This is a genomic window from Streptomyces sp. NPDC059900, assembly GCF_050270335.1.
Classification (GTDB): domain Bacteria; phylum Actinomycetota; class Actinomycetes; order Streptomycetales; family Streptomycetaceae; genus Streptomyces.
The window spans coordinates 1-17627 of record NZ_JBNNJZ010000132.1; the positions used below are offsets into that span (position 1 = coordinate 1).

Sequence of the window (17627 nt, forward strand, 5' to 3'; positions counted from 1 at the left end):
GTAGTACGCGTGCCACCACGCCCTGTGCGATGCCGCGAGCCCGTCGTACGAGAGGGCCGCCGCGCTTTGCACCGCGCGCACCGCACGGTCGCGGGCCGTGGCCTTCGGATGCGAGTGCGCCACATGCACGTACAGCGTCCGCGCCCCGCCCCGCGTCCGCTCCCGCCACGCGGTGACGTGCTGCCCGCCGGCGAGCAGCGGCTGTACGGCGGCCGTCACGCCGTCGTGCTCCCCGACCTCGGCGGGCGGGTTGCCCCCGTACCCCTCCGGCAGCGGTTTGAAGGCGGCGCGCGGGCTGATCGCCTCCGCGGGGTGGAACACCCAGCGGAAGCCGCGCTCGCCCGCGCTGGCAGTGACCTCGACGGCCAGGACGGAGCGCGTGTTGTGCACCTGCGCGCGGAGCCTGAGGGTGCCCTTGTCCGTGGTGAGCGTGCCGGTCAGTTCGGCGTCGCGCAGCCGCAGGCGCCAGTCGATGCCGGTGATCCTGCCGACGGGCTCCAGGGTGAAGTGGCCGATCGGCAGGCGTGCCAGGCCGAAGAGGGAGCCGAACTCGGGGCGGTGGTCCTGTACCTCGGAGTGCTGGATGTTGAAGCGCAGGGCCGTGGGGCCGCCGTCCGGCTGCGTGCCGGGTTCGGCGTAGATGCCCGAGCCGAGGAAGCCGTTGCCGAGGTAGGGGCCCTCGTACCAGGTCTTCGGCAGCTTCTGCCAGATCAGGTCGGCGTCGTCGAGGACGGCGCGCCAGGGGTCGCCGGGTGTGCTGACGTCCACCGTGCCGCGGGGCGCGGCGGTGGCTCCGCCCGGCGCGGCGGTGGCCTGTGCGGGCAGGCCGCCGGCCAGCAGCGCGCCGCCGACCGCCGATCCGGTGGCGAGCACGGTTCTTCTGGACGGTCTTGGCATCGCGTCTCCCCAGGTTGCAAGTCGAGTCGGACCGCACGTCGAGACAGTCAGTCGGGCAAGTCGAGCCAGCGAGTCATCGGAGCTTTACCTCGCTGAAAGCTAGAGAGGGTGCGCCATTACGTCAATGAGTCGGGAAAGATCCGATGGCTCAACCCCAGATCACGGCCCCCAGCCACGCCCCCGCGATCAGCAGGCACGCGAACAGTTCCGTCAGGACGCTCCAGCCGCCCGCCCGCATGGCCGTCCGCGTCGCCGCCGCCGCCTCCCCGTGCCTGCCCAGCCGCAGCCGCTCGGCCAGGTAGATCCCTCCGATGAAACCCGGCAGCGACCCGATCACCGGCAACACGCAGAACCCCACCAGGGCCCCGGCCCCCGCGTACACGGCCGTCCGGCGCGTGGCGCCGCTCTCCCGGAGGCGTCGCGGAGGCAGCAGCCAGCGGGCGCCCTGCGCCATGAGCAGCACGACGGACGCGCCGACCAGGACCCACCAGGACAGCGGCTCCGGGTCCTGCAGCGCCCACCACAGCACCGCGGCCCACACCAGCCACGGCCCCGGCACACCGGGCACAAGCACTCCGCCGATACCGAGCAGCAGCACCACTCCGACCAGCAGGAGTTCCCAGGCTCCCATCTGTCAAGGGTGCCGGAACCGGGGCAAAACCGCAGGTCGCGCGTCAGCCCCGGCGGTGCCGGGACGGGCCCCGCCCTGCCAGGACGCGGCGGGGTCAGCGCGCCACCCAGCCCCGCTCGTACGCGTGCCACCCCAGTTGCAGCCGCGTCGTCACGCCCGTCAGCTCCATCAGGCGCTTGACCCGACGCTGCACCGTCCGCAGGCCCAGGTCGAGCTGTTTGGCCACGCTTGCGTCCGTCAGGCCCGCGAGAAGCAGCGAAAGGATCTCCAGGTCCGCGCCGTCCGGCCCGTCGGGGGCGTCCTCGGTGACCGAGCGGCCGCTCTCGCCGAGCCGCAGCGGCAGCGCGTCGCGCCACACCGCCTCGAAGAGCCCGGACAGGGATTCGAGCAGGCCGCTCGCGTGCACCACGAGCGCGGCGGGCTCCGCCCTGCGCGAGGTCAGCGGCACCATCGCGAGGGAGCCGTCGGCGATCACCAGCTTCGTCGGGACGCGGTCCACGACGCGGACCTGTTCGTTGCGGCCGATCGCCGTCGCCAGTTCCAGGAGGCCGGTGGGGAGCGCGAGCACGGAGCGCTCGACCACCACGCGATAGCTGACGCCCCGGCCCGCGGCCTGCTCCTCGGCGTTGTTCTCCATGCCGGTGATCGCCACGGGGTTGCCGGTCACCAGGGCGCACACCTCGGTGCTCGCGCCCAGCTGGAGCTGGAGGAAGCGCTGCGAGACCGCGCCGGCGCCGGTGACCACCTCGACCAGGTCGTGCACCGCGGGCTCGGCGGCCTGCGCGCGGTACTCCTCGGCGAGCAGCTTCGCCGCGAGCTCCGCCTTCTCCAGTTCGTGCCGCTGCTGGGTCAGGAGCGCGCCGAGCGCGACCCCCGGCGGAGCCGCCACCCACCGGCCCGCCTTGCCGGACGCCTGGGCCGCGAGTCCTGCCAGCTCCAGGCGGCGCAGCGCACGTACCGTCTCCGGCTCGCCCAGCGAGAGCCGCCGCGCGAGATCGGGCACGTCGGCGGCGCCCACCGCCACGAGCGCGCGGTACGCCGATTCGTGCGTCTCGTCCAGTCCTATCGCGGCCAGCATGCGGCGACGTCCTCCCCGGGATGCGTTCCGACGGCGCCCTGGCGGAAAAGAGCCACGGCGTAAACCCGCCCCCGGACATCATCCCCGCACCCCCCGTCTCTCTGCCAAGGTGACGCCACCGCAGCACCAACGGCAGCCGCGAATACGCCCTTTGGTCGGATTTCGGCTGTGGTTCCGCATGCCCGACAACCCTGGGGAGAGCGATGCGCCCGATATCGCGTACGGCCTTGGTGGCGGCGTCCGCCGCCGTCCTGGCCGTCACCGCGGCCGTCCCGTCCACGGCCGAGCCGCGCACGCCGGCCGCGGACACGAGTCCGCTGGTGGGAGGTGCCCCGCGGGGCGAGGGGAGCTCCGTGGTCACCCTCGTCACCGGCGACCGCATCCTCGTGACGAGCGACGGCAAGGACCGTGCGGGCGCGACCGCGCTGCCCGGCGCCGACGGCACGGTGCCGCTCATCCAGACCAGGCAATCGGGCAAGGACCTGTACGTCTACCCCGAGGGCGCCGTCCACGCGATCGCCGCGGGCAAGGCCGACGAGGAACTCTTCAATGTCACCGGGCTCGTCCGCCAGGGCTACGACGACGCGCACGCCGAGCAGCTTCCCCTGATCGCCGTGTACGACAAGTCCGTCGACGTCGCGCGCAAGGTGCCCGCCGCTCCGCGCGGCGCCGAGCGGGGACTCGTGCTCGAACCCGTCGACGGCGTCGCGCTGAAGGCCGACAAGAAGAAGGCCGCCGACTTCTGGGCGGACATCACATCGCCGAAGTCCCGTGCAGCGTCCGACCTGACGAAGCTCTGGCTCGACGCCAAGGTCGAGGCCACCCTCGACCGGTCGACGAAGCAGGTGCACGCCCCCGAGGCCTGGGCCGCGGGCTACGACGGCAAGGGCACCAAGGTCGCCGTGCTCGACACCGGCGCCGACGCCGAACACCCCGACCTGAAGGGCCGCATCGGCGCGACGAAGAACTTCACCGACTCCCCGGGCAACGAGGACCGCCAGGGCCACGGCACCCACACCACCTCCACCGTCGGCGGCACCGGCGCGGCGAGCGGCGGCAAGAAGAAGGGCGTGGCGCCCGGCGCCGGACTGCTGCACGGCAAGGTCCTCAATGACAGCGGCTCCGGCGCCACTTCGTGGATCATCGCGGGCATGCAGTGGGCCGTCGACTAGAAGGCCGACGTCGTCTCCATGAGCCTGGGCAACCCGGCACGGACCGACTGCACGGACCCGATGAGCACCGCCACGCAGGAACTCGCGCAGTCGAGCACGAACACCCTCTTCGTCCTGGCCGCCGGAAATACGGGGCCCGGCCTCAACTCCGTGTCCTCGCCCGGCTGCGCGCCCGGCGTCCTGACCGTCGGCGCCGTCGACCGCGACGACTCGACGGCCTCCTTCTCCAGCCGGGGGCCCGCGTACGGCTCGCACACCCTCAAGCCGGAGATCGCCGCGCCCGGAGTCGGTATCTCCGCCGCCGCTGCGGGCGGCAGGGGCGTCTACGCCTACCAGTCCATGAGCGGTACGTCGATGGCCGCCCCGCACGTCGCGGGCGCCGCCGCCCTGGTCAAGCAGCGCCACCCGGAGTGGAACGCGCAGCAGATCAAGTCGGCCCTCGTGTCGTCGGCGGACAGCGGCATCCCCGGTGACGTGACCGAGACCGGCGGCGGGCGGCTCGACGTGAAGGCGGCCGTCGACCAGAAGGTGCTCGGCTCCCCGGCCGTGCAGGGCGGCAGCTTCGGCTGGCCGCAGGACGACTCGGACCGTACGACGGTCGACGTTCCTTACACCAACACCACCGGCAAGACGGTGGAGTTGAAGCTGTCCGTCCAGGGTGTCACCGGCAACGACGGTTCTGCCGTGCGCTCGGGCATCGCCGAGCTCGGCGAACGCTCCGTGAAGGTCCCGGCCGGTGCCACGGTCGAGGTCCCGCTCAAGCTGGACCCGCATGCCGACCTTGAGCGCGCCCAGTACGGCGACGTGACCGGCCGCGTCCTGGCGAAGGCCGACGGGGGCGTCGCCGTCTCCACGCCCTTCTCCCTGTACGTGCAACCGAAGACCGTCAGCCTCCGCGTGAAGCTCGTCGACCGCGCCGGAAAGCCCGCCGCGGGCCCCTCGTCCGTCGACCTCATCGGCACCGACGACGCCAGCGGTGAGCGGCGCTTCAACGAGGGCGCGAACGACCAGACGTACCAAGTGCGCCCCGGCGCCTACTTCCTGACCGGCTTCGTCGCGACGCCCGACGCGGACGGCGGCACGCTGACCGACTCGCTCACGCACCTGGCCCGGCCCCAGGTCGAGGTCAAGAAGGACATGACCGTCACGCTCGACGCCCGCACGGCGCACCGCCTCACCGTGAAGACGGACAAGGAATCCGAAGTGCGCGGCGCCACCCTCGGTTTCGCCCGCACCTGGGGCGCCGATCACTGGCTGCACGCGGGCACGGCTGCTGGCCCGCGCAGCATCCGCGGCTTCTACCAGTCCGTGGAGGGCAAGGCCACCGACGGCACCTTCGAGTCCGGCAGCTACTGGCGTGCGGCGGCACCCCTGCTCTCCGAACTCGCTGTCGTGGGCGGCAAGTCACTGCACCCCATGACCGCGTCCACCGGCTCGGCCAACCTCGACGGCAAGGGCAGAGCGGCTCTCGTGGACGCCAAGTCGGGCAGCCCGGACGAGCTGGCGGCCGCCGGGGTCAAGGGCAAGATCACCCTCGTCAAGATGCCGGACGGCGGTGGTGCCGCCAGCATCGCCAGGGACGCTAAGGAAGCCGGCGCGGTCGCCGTCATCGCCCACCGCACGGCGCCGGGCCGCTGGTACCCCTCGGTCGGCCTGAACGGCTCCCCGCTCCCTGTCCTCGGCATCCAGCCGGGCGAGGCGGCTTCACTGCTCGCTCAACTGGGCAGCGGAAGGGTCGAGTTGAAGTGGAAGGGCACGGCCAAGAGCCCTTACGTCTACAACCTCGCCTTCCCCGAGACCGGCCAGATCCGCGACGACCGCACCTACCGGGTGCGGGACAAGGACCTCGCCGCGAACGAGGCGGAGTACCGCGCGATGGGCACCGCCACGGACTACGTGGACCTGCCGTCCGCCGTCCGCCCCTCGGGCCTCGAGGTCTACTTCGCCGACATCGAGTCGGTCCCGGCCCCCGGCAAGCGCACCGAGTACTACTCGGCGGGCACGACAGGCTGGGGCCACCAGGTGTCCAGCAGCTTCCCGTTCGGGGAGTTCATGATCGACCCGGTGCGGACGTACGAGAAGGGGGAGCGGCGTGCCGAGAAGTGGTACGAGGGAGTGCTGACCCCCGCGGCGCCGCGTGATGCCGAAGGCGGGCTCGCGCTCGCCGGGGAGAGGCAGGGCAATCTGATCGGTGTCGCACCGGGATTCTGGGGCGACAGCGAACATGCCGGAATCCAGGGCGGGTTCGGTGACATCGGCAGTGTCCGGCTGGAGCGGAACGGCGAGGTCGTCGGTGAGTCCGGCTGGCCGTCCGGGGTCTTCTCCGTGCCCGCGGAGGACTCCGCGTACGAACTCACCCTGAGCACCCGGAAGATCGGCTCGAAGGTCTGGAACCGGTCCGTGGAGACGCAGACCACGTGGGGGTTCCGCTCGCACCTCGACGAGGAGGCGTACTCGCAGGGGATCCCGATGCTGTTCCCGCGCTACGACCTGCCGGAGGACGGCATGAAGACCCTGGCCGCGAAGGACGGCCAGCGGATCGGGCTTACGGCGACCGGGCACGCCGGCTACAAGCCCGGCGCGCTCAAGTCGGCGGCGCTGTCCTACTCGTACGACGAGGGCAAGACCTGGACCGAGGCGAAGACGTCCGCCGCCAAGGGGAAGTGGACCGCCACCGTGCATCATGCGGGCGCCTCGGGGAAGCAGGTCTGGCTCAGGACGCGACTGACGGATGCGAACGGAAGTTCCGTCACTCAGACAGTGGCCCGCGCCTACGACGTGCGATAAACACACAGACACCGCCGGGCGGTCCTCCCGTGGGGGGTGGGCCCGCCCGGCGGCCTTGCATCACTCTTCCGGCGGCCGGAATTTCCGGATGCACCGTTTTCGTACGGCCTTTGCGGTGGACAATAGGGGCATGAGCCAGCAGGGGGAGAGGCACGACGGGGCCTCCGGCCAGGAGGACGACTGGTGGGGTCAGCTGTACGACGACTCCGCTCATGACACAGGTCCCGCCGAGGTGGCCGACAGCCTCGACGACAGGTTCGCCTCGGCGGTTTCCGCGGCGGCGGGCGAAGGCGTGGCTGAGCCCTCTCCCGCGGGCGGGGGCGCGGAAGAGACGGCCCCGCTCCCCGGCCGCTTCCCCGACCCGGAGCCGCTGCCCCCGGATTTCACGGACCGGCGGGGCGCGCCGGGCGCCACGAGGAACCCCTCACCGCGGACGCCGGCCCCCGCACCGCACGAGCCATCTACGCCGCCCGGACCGCCACCGGCGTACGAGTCTGCGCCCACCGCCCCGCGGGAGCCGTCCGCCCCCGCGGCTCCGGGTGACGCTTACCCCGCGCCGCGCGAGCCGTCTACGCCGCCCGGACCGCCACCGGCGTACGAGTCTGCGCCCACCGCCCCGCGGGAGCCGTCCGCTCCGGCGGTTCCGGGTGATGCTTACCCCGCCCCGCGGGAGCCGTCCGCCCCCGCAGCTCCGGCTGATGCTTACCCCGCGCCGCAGGAGCCCACCGCCCCGGCGGTTCCGGGTGATGCATACTCCGCGCCGCGCGAGCCCTCCGCCCCGGCGGTTCCGGGTGATGCTTACCCCGCCCCGCGCGAGCCCTCCGCCCCCGCAGCTCCGGGTGACGCCGGCCCCGCGCCGCGCGTGCCACCGGCGCCGCCCGGACCGGCGCCTGCCCACCGGCCTTCGCCCACCGCCCCGCGGGAGCCCACCGCCCCGGCGCCCGGGGGTGACGTCGAATCCGCGCCGAGGGAGCCGTTCCCGCCGCGCGAGCCACCGGCGCCGGCCCACGAGCCGCCCGCCGCCGCCCGCTTCCGCCCGGCGGCCGCCCCCTGGGAGCCCGCCGCCGCGCCCGCCGGGCCGGTCACTTTCCCGGCGGGGCCCGCCAAGCCCTCCGGTGACCCGAGCCGCACGACCGCCGTCCCCGCGCCCCGTGCGCCCGAGGAATCCGCGGTCCCGGACCCGCAGGCGCCCGCCCCGGCCCCGGAGCCGACCGTCACGCCGGCACCCGCGGACGCCGTCCCGTACGTGGGCGACGGCCCGCCCACCTACGACGCCGAGCCCACCGTCCTGCCCGCCGCCGACCCCGATGACCTCGGCGATCTGGTCGCCGACACCGTGCTCGACGGCGCCCGGTACGGCACCTCCACGCTGCGGGCCGTCTCCGTGCGCGGGGACTCCGCGCGCTACCGGGGCGAGCCACGGCGGGACTCGCTGCTCACCGCGCGGTTCGGGACGGGGGACAGCGCTCTCGTCCTGGTGGCGATGGCCACCGGCGCGCGGGCCACCCCGGGAGCCCATCGCGCCGCCGCCGAGGCCTGCGCCTGGATCGGGCGGGCCGTGGGCCGCAGCCATCAGCGGCTGTCCGAGGACATCCGGGCCGGGCGGCGCGGGGACCTCAAGAGCGGCCTGCACCGGCTCACCGACCGCAGCCTCGGCAAGCTCCGCGCGCACGCCGCCGACCTGGGCATCGAGCCCGAGGAGTACGCCGCGTCCCTGCGCTGCCTGCTCCTGCCCGCCGACCCCGAATGCCGCACCCGCGTCTTCTTCGGCGTCGGGAGCGGCGGGCTCTTCCGGCTGCGGGACGGCGCCTTCCAGGACATCGAACCGCGCGTCAGCGACACCGCGGGCGACACCGGGCCGCCCGTGGTGGGGTTCGGGTCCGTGCCGCCGCAGACCCCGGAGGGCGACCGGCTCACCATGGACATGGGGATCATCACGCCCCCGAGCCCGTACGAGCCCGCCCCCGAGCCCCCGCCGCGCGAGCCCTTCCGCTTCCGTGCCTCCGTAGCCCGCCCGGGTGATGCCCTGCTGCTCTGCAGCGGCGGCCTCGCCGAGCCCCTGAGCGGCGAGCCCGAGTTCGCCGCGCACCTCACGCAGCGGTGGGCCAAGAGCGGCCCGCCGGGCCTCGTCCCCTTCCTCGCGGACATCCAGGTCCGGGTGAAGGGGTACGCGGACGACCGAACGGCAGCCGCCGTTTGGGAGGCGTGAGCGCCCTCACTGTGACTTCATGGACCCCAAGAGAATCAAGGGGACTGAAGGGTTCGTGAAGCCATGGCCAAGCAGAACGTCGCCGAACAGTTCGTCGACATCCTCCACCGCGCCGGTGTGCGCCGCATGTACGGAGTCGTGGGCGACAGCCTCAACCCGGTCGTGGACGCGATCAGGCGCACCAAGGGCATCGACTGGGTGCAGGTCAGGCACGAGGAGACCGCCGCCTTCGCGGCCGGTGCCGAGGCGCAGATCACCGGCAGCCTCGCCGTCTGCGCCGGTTCCTGCGGCCCCGGCAACCTCCACCTGATCAACGGCCTCTACGACGCCCACCGCTCCATGGCGCCCGTCCTCGCCCTCGCCTCGCACATCCCGTCGAGCGAGATCGGGCTCTCCTTCTTCCAGGAGACCCACCCCGACCGGCTCTTCCAGGAGTGCAGCCACTACAGCGAGATGATCTCCAGCCCGAAGCAGATGCCGCGCCTGCTCCAGAGCGCCATCCAGCACGCGATCGGGCAGTCCGGCGTCAGCGTCGTCACCCTGCCGGGGGACATCGCCGACGAGCCGGCCCCGGAGAAGGCCGTCGAGACCGCCCTCGTCACCTCGCGCCCCTCCGTGCGGCCGGGCGACGCGGAGATCGACAAGCTCGCCGCGATGATCGACGAGGCCGACCGGGTCACCCTCTTCTGCGGCAGCGGCACGGCGGGTGCGCACGCCGAGGTCATGGAGTTCGCCGAGAAGATCAAGTCGCCGGTGGGCCACGCCCTGCGCGGCAAGGAATGGATCCAGTACGACAACCCGTACGACGTCGGCATGAGCGGTCTGCTCGGCTACGGCGCCGCGTACGAGGCCACCCACGAGTGCGATCTGCTCATCCTGCTCGGCACCGACTTCCCGTACAACGCCTTCCTGCCCGACGACGTGAAGATCGCCCAGGTCGACGTGCGCCCCGAACGCCTCGGCCGCCGCTCCAAGCTGGACCTCGCCGTCTGGGGCGACGTGCGCGAGACCCTGCGCTGTCTCACCCCGCGCGTCACGCCCAAGACGAGCCGCAAGTTCCTCGACAAGATGCTCAAGAAGCACGCGGACGCGCTCGAAGGCGTCGTCAAGGCCTATACGCGCAAGGTCGACAAGCACATCCCGATCCACCCCGAGTACGTGGCGTCCGTGGTCGACGAACTCGCCGCCGAAGACGCGGTGTTCACCGTCGACACGGGCATGTGCAACGTCTGGGCCGCCCGCTACATCTCCCCGAACGGCAAGCGCCGCATCATCGGCTCCTTCAGCCACGGCTCGATGGCCAACGCCCTGCCGCAGGCGATCGGCGCCCAGTTCACCGACCGCAAACGGCAGGTCGTCTCGATGTCGGGCGACGGCGGATTCTCCATGCTGATGGGCGACTTCCTCACCCTCGTCCAGTACGACCTGCCGGTGAAGGTCGTCCTCTTCAACAACTCCGCCCTGGGCATGGTCGAGTTGGAGATGCTGGTGGCCGGGCTCCCGTCGTTCGGCACGGCCAACCACAACCCCGACTTCGCCGCAGTGGCCCGCGCCGCCGGTGCCTACGGAGTGCGCGTCGAGAAGCCCAAGCAGCTCGTCGGCGCCCTGAAGGACGCCTTCGCGCACAAGGGCCCCGCCCTCGTCGACATCGTCACGGACCCGAACGCCCTCTCCATCCCGCCCAAGATCAGCTCCGAGATGGTGACCGGCTTCGCGCTCTCCGCCAGCAAGATCGTCCTGGACGGCGGGGTCGGCCGCATGCTCCAGATGGCACGCTCCAACCTGCGGAACGTGCCACGCCCCTGACGGCGGATCAGGCCGCCCGGCTGCCCGGGCCGCTCAGGCCGGTCGCAGCCTGAGCGTCAGGATCTGGAACGGACGCAGCGCGAGCACGAGACCCTCGCCGTCGGTGTGGGCCGCCTCCAGCGGACGCTCCAGAAGGTCGGTCACCTCGGCCGTGCGCACCGCGAACGACGTGGTGAGCACGGCCGCCGCGCGCCCGCCGCGCGATTCGTAGAGCCGCACCACGACATCGCCGCTGCCGTCGTCCGCGAGCTTCACCGACTCCACGGTCACCGCCGGGTTGTCGACGCTCACCAAGGAGGGCAGCACGGGCGCGTCGGCCACCCGCAGCGGCAGGTTGAGCGCGAGCCCCTCCGCGACCGCGTCGCCCGTCGTCGCGCCGGGAAGCAGCGCGTACGTGAACCGGTGCACGCCCAGATCCGTCTGGGGGTCCGGGCTGTGCGGGGCGCGCAGCAGCGTGAGCCGCACGGTGGTGCCGAGCCCCTCGCCGTGCGGCGCGCGCGTCACGTCATGGCCGTACGTCGAGTCGTTGAGCACCGCCACGCCGTACGCCTCCTCGGCCACCCGCAGCCAGCGATGCGCGCAGATCTCGAAACGGGCCGCGTCCCAGCCGGTGTTGGCGTGCGTGGAGCGGTGCACGTGCCCGAACTGGATCTCGGCGGCGGACCGTTCGGCGTGCACGTCCAGCGGGAAGGCGGCCTTGAGCACCTTCTCCGACTCGCGCCAGTCGACCTCCGTGACGACGTCGATACGGCGGCTGCCCGCCGCGAGCCGGATCTCCTGGGTGATCCGCGAGTTCCCGAAGGCCCGCACCACACGGACGGCGACGCGCAGCGGCCCGTCCTCGACCAGCTCCACGGACTCGGCGTCCGTCAGGTCGGTGTGCGTGTTGCGGTAGTGCTTGTCGAGGTCCCATGCGTCGTAGTGCGTGGGGTGGTCCGGATGCAGCTGGAGGAGGTTGCCGCGCGAACCGGGGGACAGGACCTCGCGCTGCGCGTCGATGTCGTGCACGGAGGTCAGCAGGCCGTCCGTGTCGATGGCCACGCGCAGATGCTCGTTCAGCAACTGGATCTCGCCGTCGGCGAGCAGCGCGGTCGCCCCGGTCTCCCGCGTGTACGAGGCGGCCTCGTCCAGGCTCTTGCTCCCCAGGGCCGGGACATGGACGTGCACCAGAGAGCCGTCGTCGGCCGTGACGACCTCGCTGCGCGCGTACGGCGACGCGTTGAGCGCGGCGGGCCCGCCGGGACCCAGGGATCGGATCGCCGCCGCGGTGACCTCGTCGAGCTCGGCGAGCACGCGCGCGTACGTGTCGCGGGCCTCGCGGTGCACCCAGGCGATCGACGAGCCCGGCAGGATGTCGTGGAACTGGTGCAGGAGCACGGTCTTCCACAGCCGGTCGAGGGTCGCGTAGGGGTAGACGTACGCGGGATCGCGCACCGCCGCGGCCGTGCACCACAACTCGGCCTCGCGCAGCGCGTGTTCGGTGCGGCGGTTGCCGCGCTTGGTGGCGGCCTGCGAGGTGTACGTGGCGCGGTGCAGCTCCAGATAGAGCTCGCCGGACCAGACGGGGGCCTTGGCCCCGTACTCCTCCTCGGCGGCGGCGAAGAACTTCGACGGCTTGACGATCTCGACCCGTGGCGAACCCTCGAGGGACCGTAGCCGACGCGCCTTCTCCAGCATTTCGCGCGTCGGGCCGCCACCGCCGTCGCCCCAGCCGAACGGGACCAGGGAGTGGGACGCGCGGCCCTTTTCGGTGAAGTTCTTCTCCGCGTGAGCGAGTTCGGCGCCGTGGAACTGGGAGTTGTAGGTGTCCACCGGAGGGAAGTGCGTGAAGACGCGGGTGCCGTCGATGCCCTCCCACCAGAAGGTGTGGTGCGGCATCTTGTTGGACTGGTTCCAGCTCAGCTTCTGCGTGAGGAACCAGCGGACGCCCGCGAGCTTCGCCAGCTGCGGGAAGGCCGCCGTGTAGCCGAAGGAGTCCGGCAGCCAGATCTCCTCCGTCTCCACTCCCAGCTCCTCGCGGAAGAACCGCATCCCGTGCGTGATCTGCCGGGCGAGGGCCTCGCCGCCCGGCATGTTGGCGTCCGACTCGACCCACATGGAGCCCACCGGCGCCCATGTTCCGTCGGCGACGGCCTTCTTGATGCGCTCCCAGATGTGCGGCTGGTGCTCCTTGACCCAGGCGTACTGCTGGGCCTGCGAACAGGCGAAGACCAGCTCGGGATAGTCCTTTGCGAGAGCCGTCACATTGGCAAAGGTGCGCGACGCCTTGCGCACCGTCTCGCGCAGCGGCCACAGCCACGCCGAGTCGATATGGGCGTGCCCGGTGGCCGAGACCCGGTGCGCGCTGGCGTGTGCGGGGCTCGCGAGGACCTCCGCGAGCTCGGCGCGGGCCGCTGCCGCCGTGCCCGGCACGTCGTGCAGATCGAGTGCGTCGAGCGCTCGCTCCAGGGCGCGCAGAATCTCGTGGCGCCGCGGACGGGCGGCGTCCAGTTCATACATGAGCTCGGAGAGGACCTCGATGTCCAGGGTCAACTGCCAGACGTCCTCGTCCAGTACGGCGACGTCGGCAGACGCGAATCGGTAGATGGGGCCATCACCGGCGGTCAGTACGTCGCCCAGGGGTGTCGGTTCGAAGTCGTGCAGAACGGTCGGATTGGCCGCAGCCTCCAGGAGGAGGTGCACCGGCTCACCGCCCTGCGCGGCAGCTGCCACCGGAATGTGCCGGTTGCGGGGGTGAATGCCCTTGATGGGGATGCCCGACGCGTCGTACACCAGACCCTCCGCCTGGAAGCCGGGCCCCTCGCCGGTGAAGCCGGGGTCGATGACCACCTCGACATGCCGCCCGCGCCAGGCGTCGGGCACCTGGCCGCGCAGCCGGAACCAACTGGTTGACCAGGGTTTTCCCCAGGCCGTGCCCGCCTCGAAGGGCGCGTACGAGGCGTCGAGGGCCTCGGCGACGGGGACGGGTTCACCCGGCGCGTGCCAGACGGAGAGGGCGAGCGGCACACGGTCCGTGTACTGGGCGGGGCGGATGAACTGCCGCAGGGCGCGCTCCAGGCGTCCCTCCACCAGCAGTCGGTCGTCGTGCACGGCGGCTCCTCGGGGTGAAGCAGAAACGGTCCACCGGCTTCACTTCCCCGACTGGCCGGGGTGCACCCGCCCCAATGGTTGAGGAATGGACATGAGTGCCGCCAACGGGGTGGGGCATGCATTCCGTGAACGTGTTCGAGCAGGGAGGAATTGACTCTTTTTGTGGGCGGGGATCATGACAAGGCAAGTAAGAGGGGGCGGTCCCCTTCATCTCGGGACCTCCTCGCCGAACGCAAGGGATGAGCCGACCGACGACAAGCCGGACGAGTCCGACCGGGCTCAGCTCCGGCGCAGATTGGGGCGATCCGACCTGCGCGCGGTTCCCGAAGTCAGGGGAGCGCTGCGCGAACTGCTCCGGTCCTGGGGGAGGCCTGGAGAATCCGAGATAGCGGAACTGCTGACCAGCGAACTGGTCACGAACGCACTGGTGCACACCGACCGTGACGCCATCCTGACGGCGACCCTGCGGCCGGGCAGGCTGCGGGTCGAGGTCAGGGACTTCGTCGGGCGCCGCCCGAAACTGAGCGTGCCGAACGCCGACGACAGTACGCACGGCCGGGGACTGATGCTCGTGCAGTCCCTCTCCGACGCGTGGGGCGTGCGGGCGCACGGGGTCGGAAAGGCGGTGTGGTTCGAACTGGACGGCGGCCCGGCCTGAGCCGGACCGCCGACCGCATCCCGTCCTGCGCTGCTGACATCAGCCGAACTGTTGCTCCAGATCCTTGAGCTTCTGCTCAAGGGAGTCGAGCCGTGGCAGCGTCTGGGTGTCGTCCTCGGCGGTGAGGTCGACGGTGACGGGTTCAGAGCCGTTCTTCACGGCCTGGAGGGAGGGACGGGAGCGCAGCGGCAGCTGTTCCTGCGTTGCTATGGCAGGGTCCGCGGTGACTTGCGCGGACCCCCCGGCCGGGGCGACGGCCGGCAGGTCGACCTGCCGTGCACCGCCGCGAGTCGGAAGGCCGCGATGGCCCCTGCTGATCGCCTTGAGCTGTGCACGCTCCAGCTTCTCCCGGTCCCGCCTGCGGGTCCGGTTCTGCTCCTTCTCACGCCGGTCCTCGCGGACCTCCTCGACCGCCTCGTCCAGGCTGCGGACGCCTTCGAGGAGCATCAGCGACCAGGCGCCGAAGGTCTCCCGCGGGGCACGCAGCCACCGCACGATCCGGATCTGCGGCAACGGCCGCGGCACCAGACCCTGCTCACGCAGCGCCGCACGGCGTGTCTGCTTCAGCGCGCGGTCGAAGAGCACCGCGGCCGACAGCGACATCCCGGCGAAGAACTGCGGGGCACCCGCGTGGCCCAGGCCCCTGGGCGCGTGCACCCAGTTGAACCAGGCGGCCGCTCCCGCGAACGTCCACACCAGGAGCCGCGAGCCGAGGGCCGCGTCGCCGTGGCTGGCCTCGCGCACGGCGAGCACGGAGCAGAACATCGCCGCGCCGTCGAGCCCGAACGGGACCAGGTACTCCCAGCCGCCGGTGAGGTTGAGGTTCTGCCGGCCGAAGCCGACCAGACCGTGGAAGGAGAGTGCGGCGGCGACCGCCGCACAGCAGAACAACAGAACGTACGAGGCCGATCCGTAGATGGCCTCCTTGCGCCTGCGGCGCTCCTCGCTGCGTTCCCATGAGTCGTCGCCGGTGGCACCGGCGGCCGCCTTCTGGCCGGCGCGCTTGCCGCGTGCGAGTACCGCCACCGCCACCAGCATGCCCAGGAGCAGGACGCAGCCCGGAAGCAGCCAGTCCAGCGATATGTCGGTCAGTCTCATCTGGGGTCCCTTGCGTCGCGGTAGGGCGTTCGGGCGCCATATTGACCCAATCCCGATGGCCCTCAGAAGGGTTTCCGGGCAAGAGAACGCCAAGGGGGGTGCAAAGGGGTGTGGCGCGCGCCGTTTTGCTCGAACTCAGCGCAGCGCTTTGGGAGTTGAGTTCGATTAAACGGACACGAAAGGGTGGTTCAAGGGGGAGGGGTTGCGGTTTCGGTCCGGTGCGGGGCTCCGGTCAGGCCGCGGCGGCGGCGCTCAGCCGCTCGATGCGGTCCGCGTCGCAGGTGCGCGGGCACGTCACGCAGGTGTCCTCGGGGCGCAGCGTGTAGAACATGCAGCAGCTCGCGCGGTCCCGCGTCGGCAGCGACTCGCCGTTGGGACCCGTCAGCTCTCGGAACCCCGCCGTGCCCACGTACGGCTTGGTGGCGCCGGGCAGCAGCCGCTCCAGGTCGGCCGTGGCGCGCTCCTCCTCGCCCAGGAGGTGCGCGATGTACCAGAGCCCCTCGACGATCTCGTCCGTGGCCAGGCTCCACAGGGCGCGCGAGCGGCGCCGCATCCGGGGCCCGAAGGCGTCCAGGAGCGGTCCCAGGTGCTCGGCGACGGCGCCCCGGACCTCCGCGCGCAGCGCCTCCTCGTCCGGTACGACGTGTGCGCCGGGCAGTGTGGCGGCCGGGTCGTCGGGCAGGCAGGCGAAGCCCGTGCTGCGGACGGCCAGGCGGCCGAGGGTGCGCTCGTACGAGACGTTCTGTACGGGGAAACGGGGGACCCTGCGCAGCAGGAACCACGGCACGGTGAACAGCAGCGTGGCCGGCCAGGCATAGCGGTGCAGGGCGAAGCTGGCGATGACGTCCGGCCGTCCTGCCTGGCCGTAGTCCTTCTGTACCTGTGCCTCGTCCCACGCCAGGAACGCGTCGAGACCGGCCCCGCCCTCCGCGAGCCGGGAGGCGGTGACCCAGCCGCCGCCCTGTGGGGCCTGCTCGTCGTCGCCGAGCTCGCTCACGCGCAGTCCGGGGAACACTTCGGCGAGGCGGGCGTAGGCGTCCGCGAGGGCGCTCGGGGAGCGCTCGGCCAAGGTGGGGACGGGCATGAGGGAACCACCGAATCACGATCGATTACAGGTAAGCCTAACCTTACCCGGAATGATCGAGGTTTCAACTGAGGGGCTGTCCGCCTATGGTGCCTCTCGTACCTTTCGGACCGAGCGGACTTGGGGTGGACCTCGTGGAGCAGGCCAGAGCGCATGACGCGTACCGCCTCGCCGTCCGTGTGCCGGAGCAGCCGCGGGGCTCGCAGGCGCCGGTGTCGCCGCAGGTCCGGGGCGAGCACACGCACGGGCAGGTGTCGCTGCCCGCGCCCCGCAAGGCCGTGCAGCGCAACTCCGTCCGCGGTCAGATTCTCGACGCCCTGCGGGCCGCGCTCGTCGGGGGCGAGCTCGCGCCGGGCGAGGTGTACTCGGCGCCCGCGCTCGGCGAGCGGTTCGGGGTCTCGGCGACTCCCGTGCGCGAGGCGATGCAGCAGCTGGCGACCGAGGGGGCGGTGGAGGTCGTGCCGAACCGCGGCTTCCGGGTCACCGAGCGCAGCGCGCGCGAGCTGGGGGAGCTGGCGGAGGTGCGGGCGCTGATCGAGGTGCCGGTGATGCTGCGGCTGGCCCGTACGGTGCCCGCGGCGCGCTGGTGTGAGCTTCGTCCTCTCGCTGAGGCCAGTGCGGTGGCTGCCGCGGGGGGCGATCTTGCCCGGTACGCGGAGGCGGACCGCGCTTTTCACGGGGCGGTACTCGCCCTTTCGGGGAACCAGCAGCTGGTGCAGGTGGCGGATGATCTCCACCGCCGGTCCCAGTGGCCCCTCGTGAGCGGTCCCGTCCACGGGCGGCGCGCGGATCTTGTCGCTGACGCGGCGGAGCACATGGCTCTGCTGGAGGCGCTGGTGGCCAAGGACCTCGGGGTCGTCCAGACCTTGGTACGGGAGCACTTCGCGGGGTCGGGGGGCTGAGGTTCGGGCGGTCCCTGCGGGGCTTGTCCCCAACCCCGCCCCTTCCCGAAAACTCGCTCGGCGCGAGGGCCTTTATGCGCGCCGCCATCACCGGCTTCGCCGAGTTCGTCCTCAATCGCCGGACGGGCTGAATCTTTCAGCCCGTCCGGCGATTGAGGACATCGTGTACGGGGTTTTGTTATTATCAACAGTTTCGGGAAGTGTTTGTTTTTGTT

9 protein-coding genes and 2 pseudogenes are annotated in these 17627 nt (G+C 71.9%); 5 read left to right on the forward strand and 6 right to left on the reverse strand.

Annotated elements, in window-relative coordinates; translation table 11 throughout:
* The 3 genes and pseudogenes from ACQKIP_RS19385 to ACQKIP_RS19395 all read right to left on the reverse strand — a co-directional run.
* Nucleotides 1-897, reverse strand: a pseudogene (locus ACQKIP_RS19385) (glycosyl hydrolase family 95 catalytic domain-containing protein); the annotation flags it as partial.
* 148 nt (nt 898-1045) lie between these two features.
* On the reverse strand, nt 1046-1528 hold the full coding sequence (locus ACQKIP_RS19390; protein ID WP_365866716.1) for a DUF456 domain-containing protein: 483 nt from the start codon (nt 1526-1528) through the stop codon (nt 1046-1048).
* Nucleotides 1529-1622: 94 nt separating this feature from the next.
* Nucleotides 1623-2606: a helix-turn-helix transcriptional regulator gene (locus ACQKIP_RS19395; RefSeq protein ID WP_365866718.1), complete on the reverse strand. Its 984-nt coding sequence runs from the start codon at nt 2604-2606 to the stop codon at nt 1623-1625.
* A gap of 203 nt (nt 2607-2809) precedes the next feature.
* On the opposite strand from ACQKIP_RS19395, the pseudogene ACQKIP_RS19400 reads away from it, so the two are divergent.
* From ACQKIP_RS19400 to ACQKIP_RS19410, 3 genes and pseudogenes are all read left to right on the forward strand, one after another.
* Nucleotides 2810-6565, forward strand: a pseudogene (locus ACQKIP_RS19400) (S8 family serine peptidase).
* 130 nt (nt 6566-6695) lie between these two features.
* Nucleotides 6696-8774 carry a protein phosphatase 2C domain-containing protein gene (locus tag ACQKIP_RS19405; protein WP_365866720.1) on the forward strand — a complete coding sequence of 693 codons (2079 nt, stop codon included), beginning with the start codon at nt 6696-6698 and terminating at the stop codon, nt 8772-8774.
* Between the two features lie 63 nt (nt 8775-8837).
* Nucleotides 8838-10580, forward strand: coding sequence for a pyruvate dehydrogenase (locus tag ACQKIP_RS19410; RefSeq protein WP_365866722.1), 1743 nt, complete (start codon nt 8838-8840; stop codon nt 10578-10580).
* A gap of 33 nt (nt 10581-10613) precedes the next feature.
* Here the strand turns inward: ACQKIP_RS19410 and ACQKIP_RS19415 are convergent, their stop codons facing one another.
* Complete coding sequence (locus ACQKIP_RS19415; protein WP_365866724.1) at nt 10614-13670, reverse strand: alpha-mannosidase; 3057 nt, start codon at nt 13668-13670, stop codon at nt 10614-10616.
* Between the two features lie 175 nt (nt 13671-13845).
* Here ACQKIP_RS19415 and ACQKIP_RS19420 point away from each other — a divergent pair, with 175 nt between their 5' ends.
* Nucleotides 13846-14328 (forward strand): ATP-binding protein, encoded by a 483-nt coding sequence (locus ACQKIP_RS19420; RefSeq protein WP_365866725.1) that lies wholly within the window; start codon nt 13846-13848, stop codon nt 14326-14328.
* Between the two features lie 39 nt (nt 14329-14367).
* On the opposite strand, the gene ACQKIP_RS19425 is transcribed toward ACQKIP_RS19420, so the two are convergent.
* The gene (locus ACQKIP_RS19425) at nt 14368-15426 is read right to left on the reverse strand and encodes a DUF2637 domain-containing protein (RefSeq protein WP_365866726.1); all 1059 of its coding nucleotides are present in this window, start codon (nt 15424-15426) and stop codon (nt 14368-14370) included.
* 232 nt (nt 15427-15658) lie between these two features.
* Nucleotides 15659-16510 (reverse strand): (2Fe-2S)-binding protein, encoded by an 852-nt coding sequence (locus ACQKIP_RS19430; protein WP_427743551.1) that lies wholly within the window; start codon nt 16508-16510, stop codon nt 15659-15661.
* 134 nt (nt 16511-16644) lie between these two features.
* On the opposite strand from ACQKIP_RS19430, the gene ACQKIP_RS19435 reads away from it, so the two are divergent.
* Nucleotides 16645-17412: a GntR family transcriptional regulator gene (locus ACQKIP_RS19435; RefSeq protein WP_427743553.1), complete on the forward strand. Its 768-nt coding sequence runs from the start codon at nt 16645-16647 to the stop codon at nt 17410-17412.
* Nucleotides 17413-17627 lie beyond the last annotated feature (215 nt).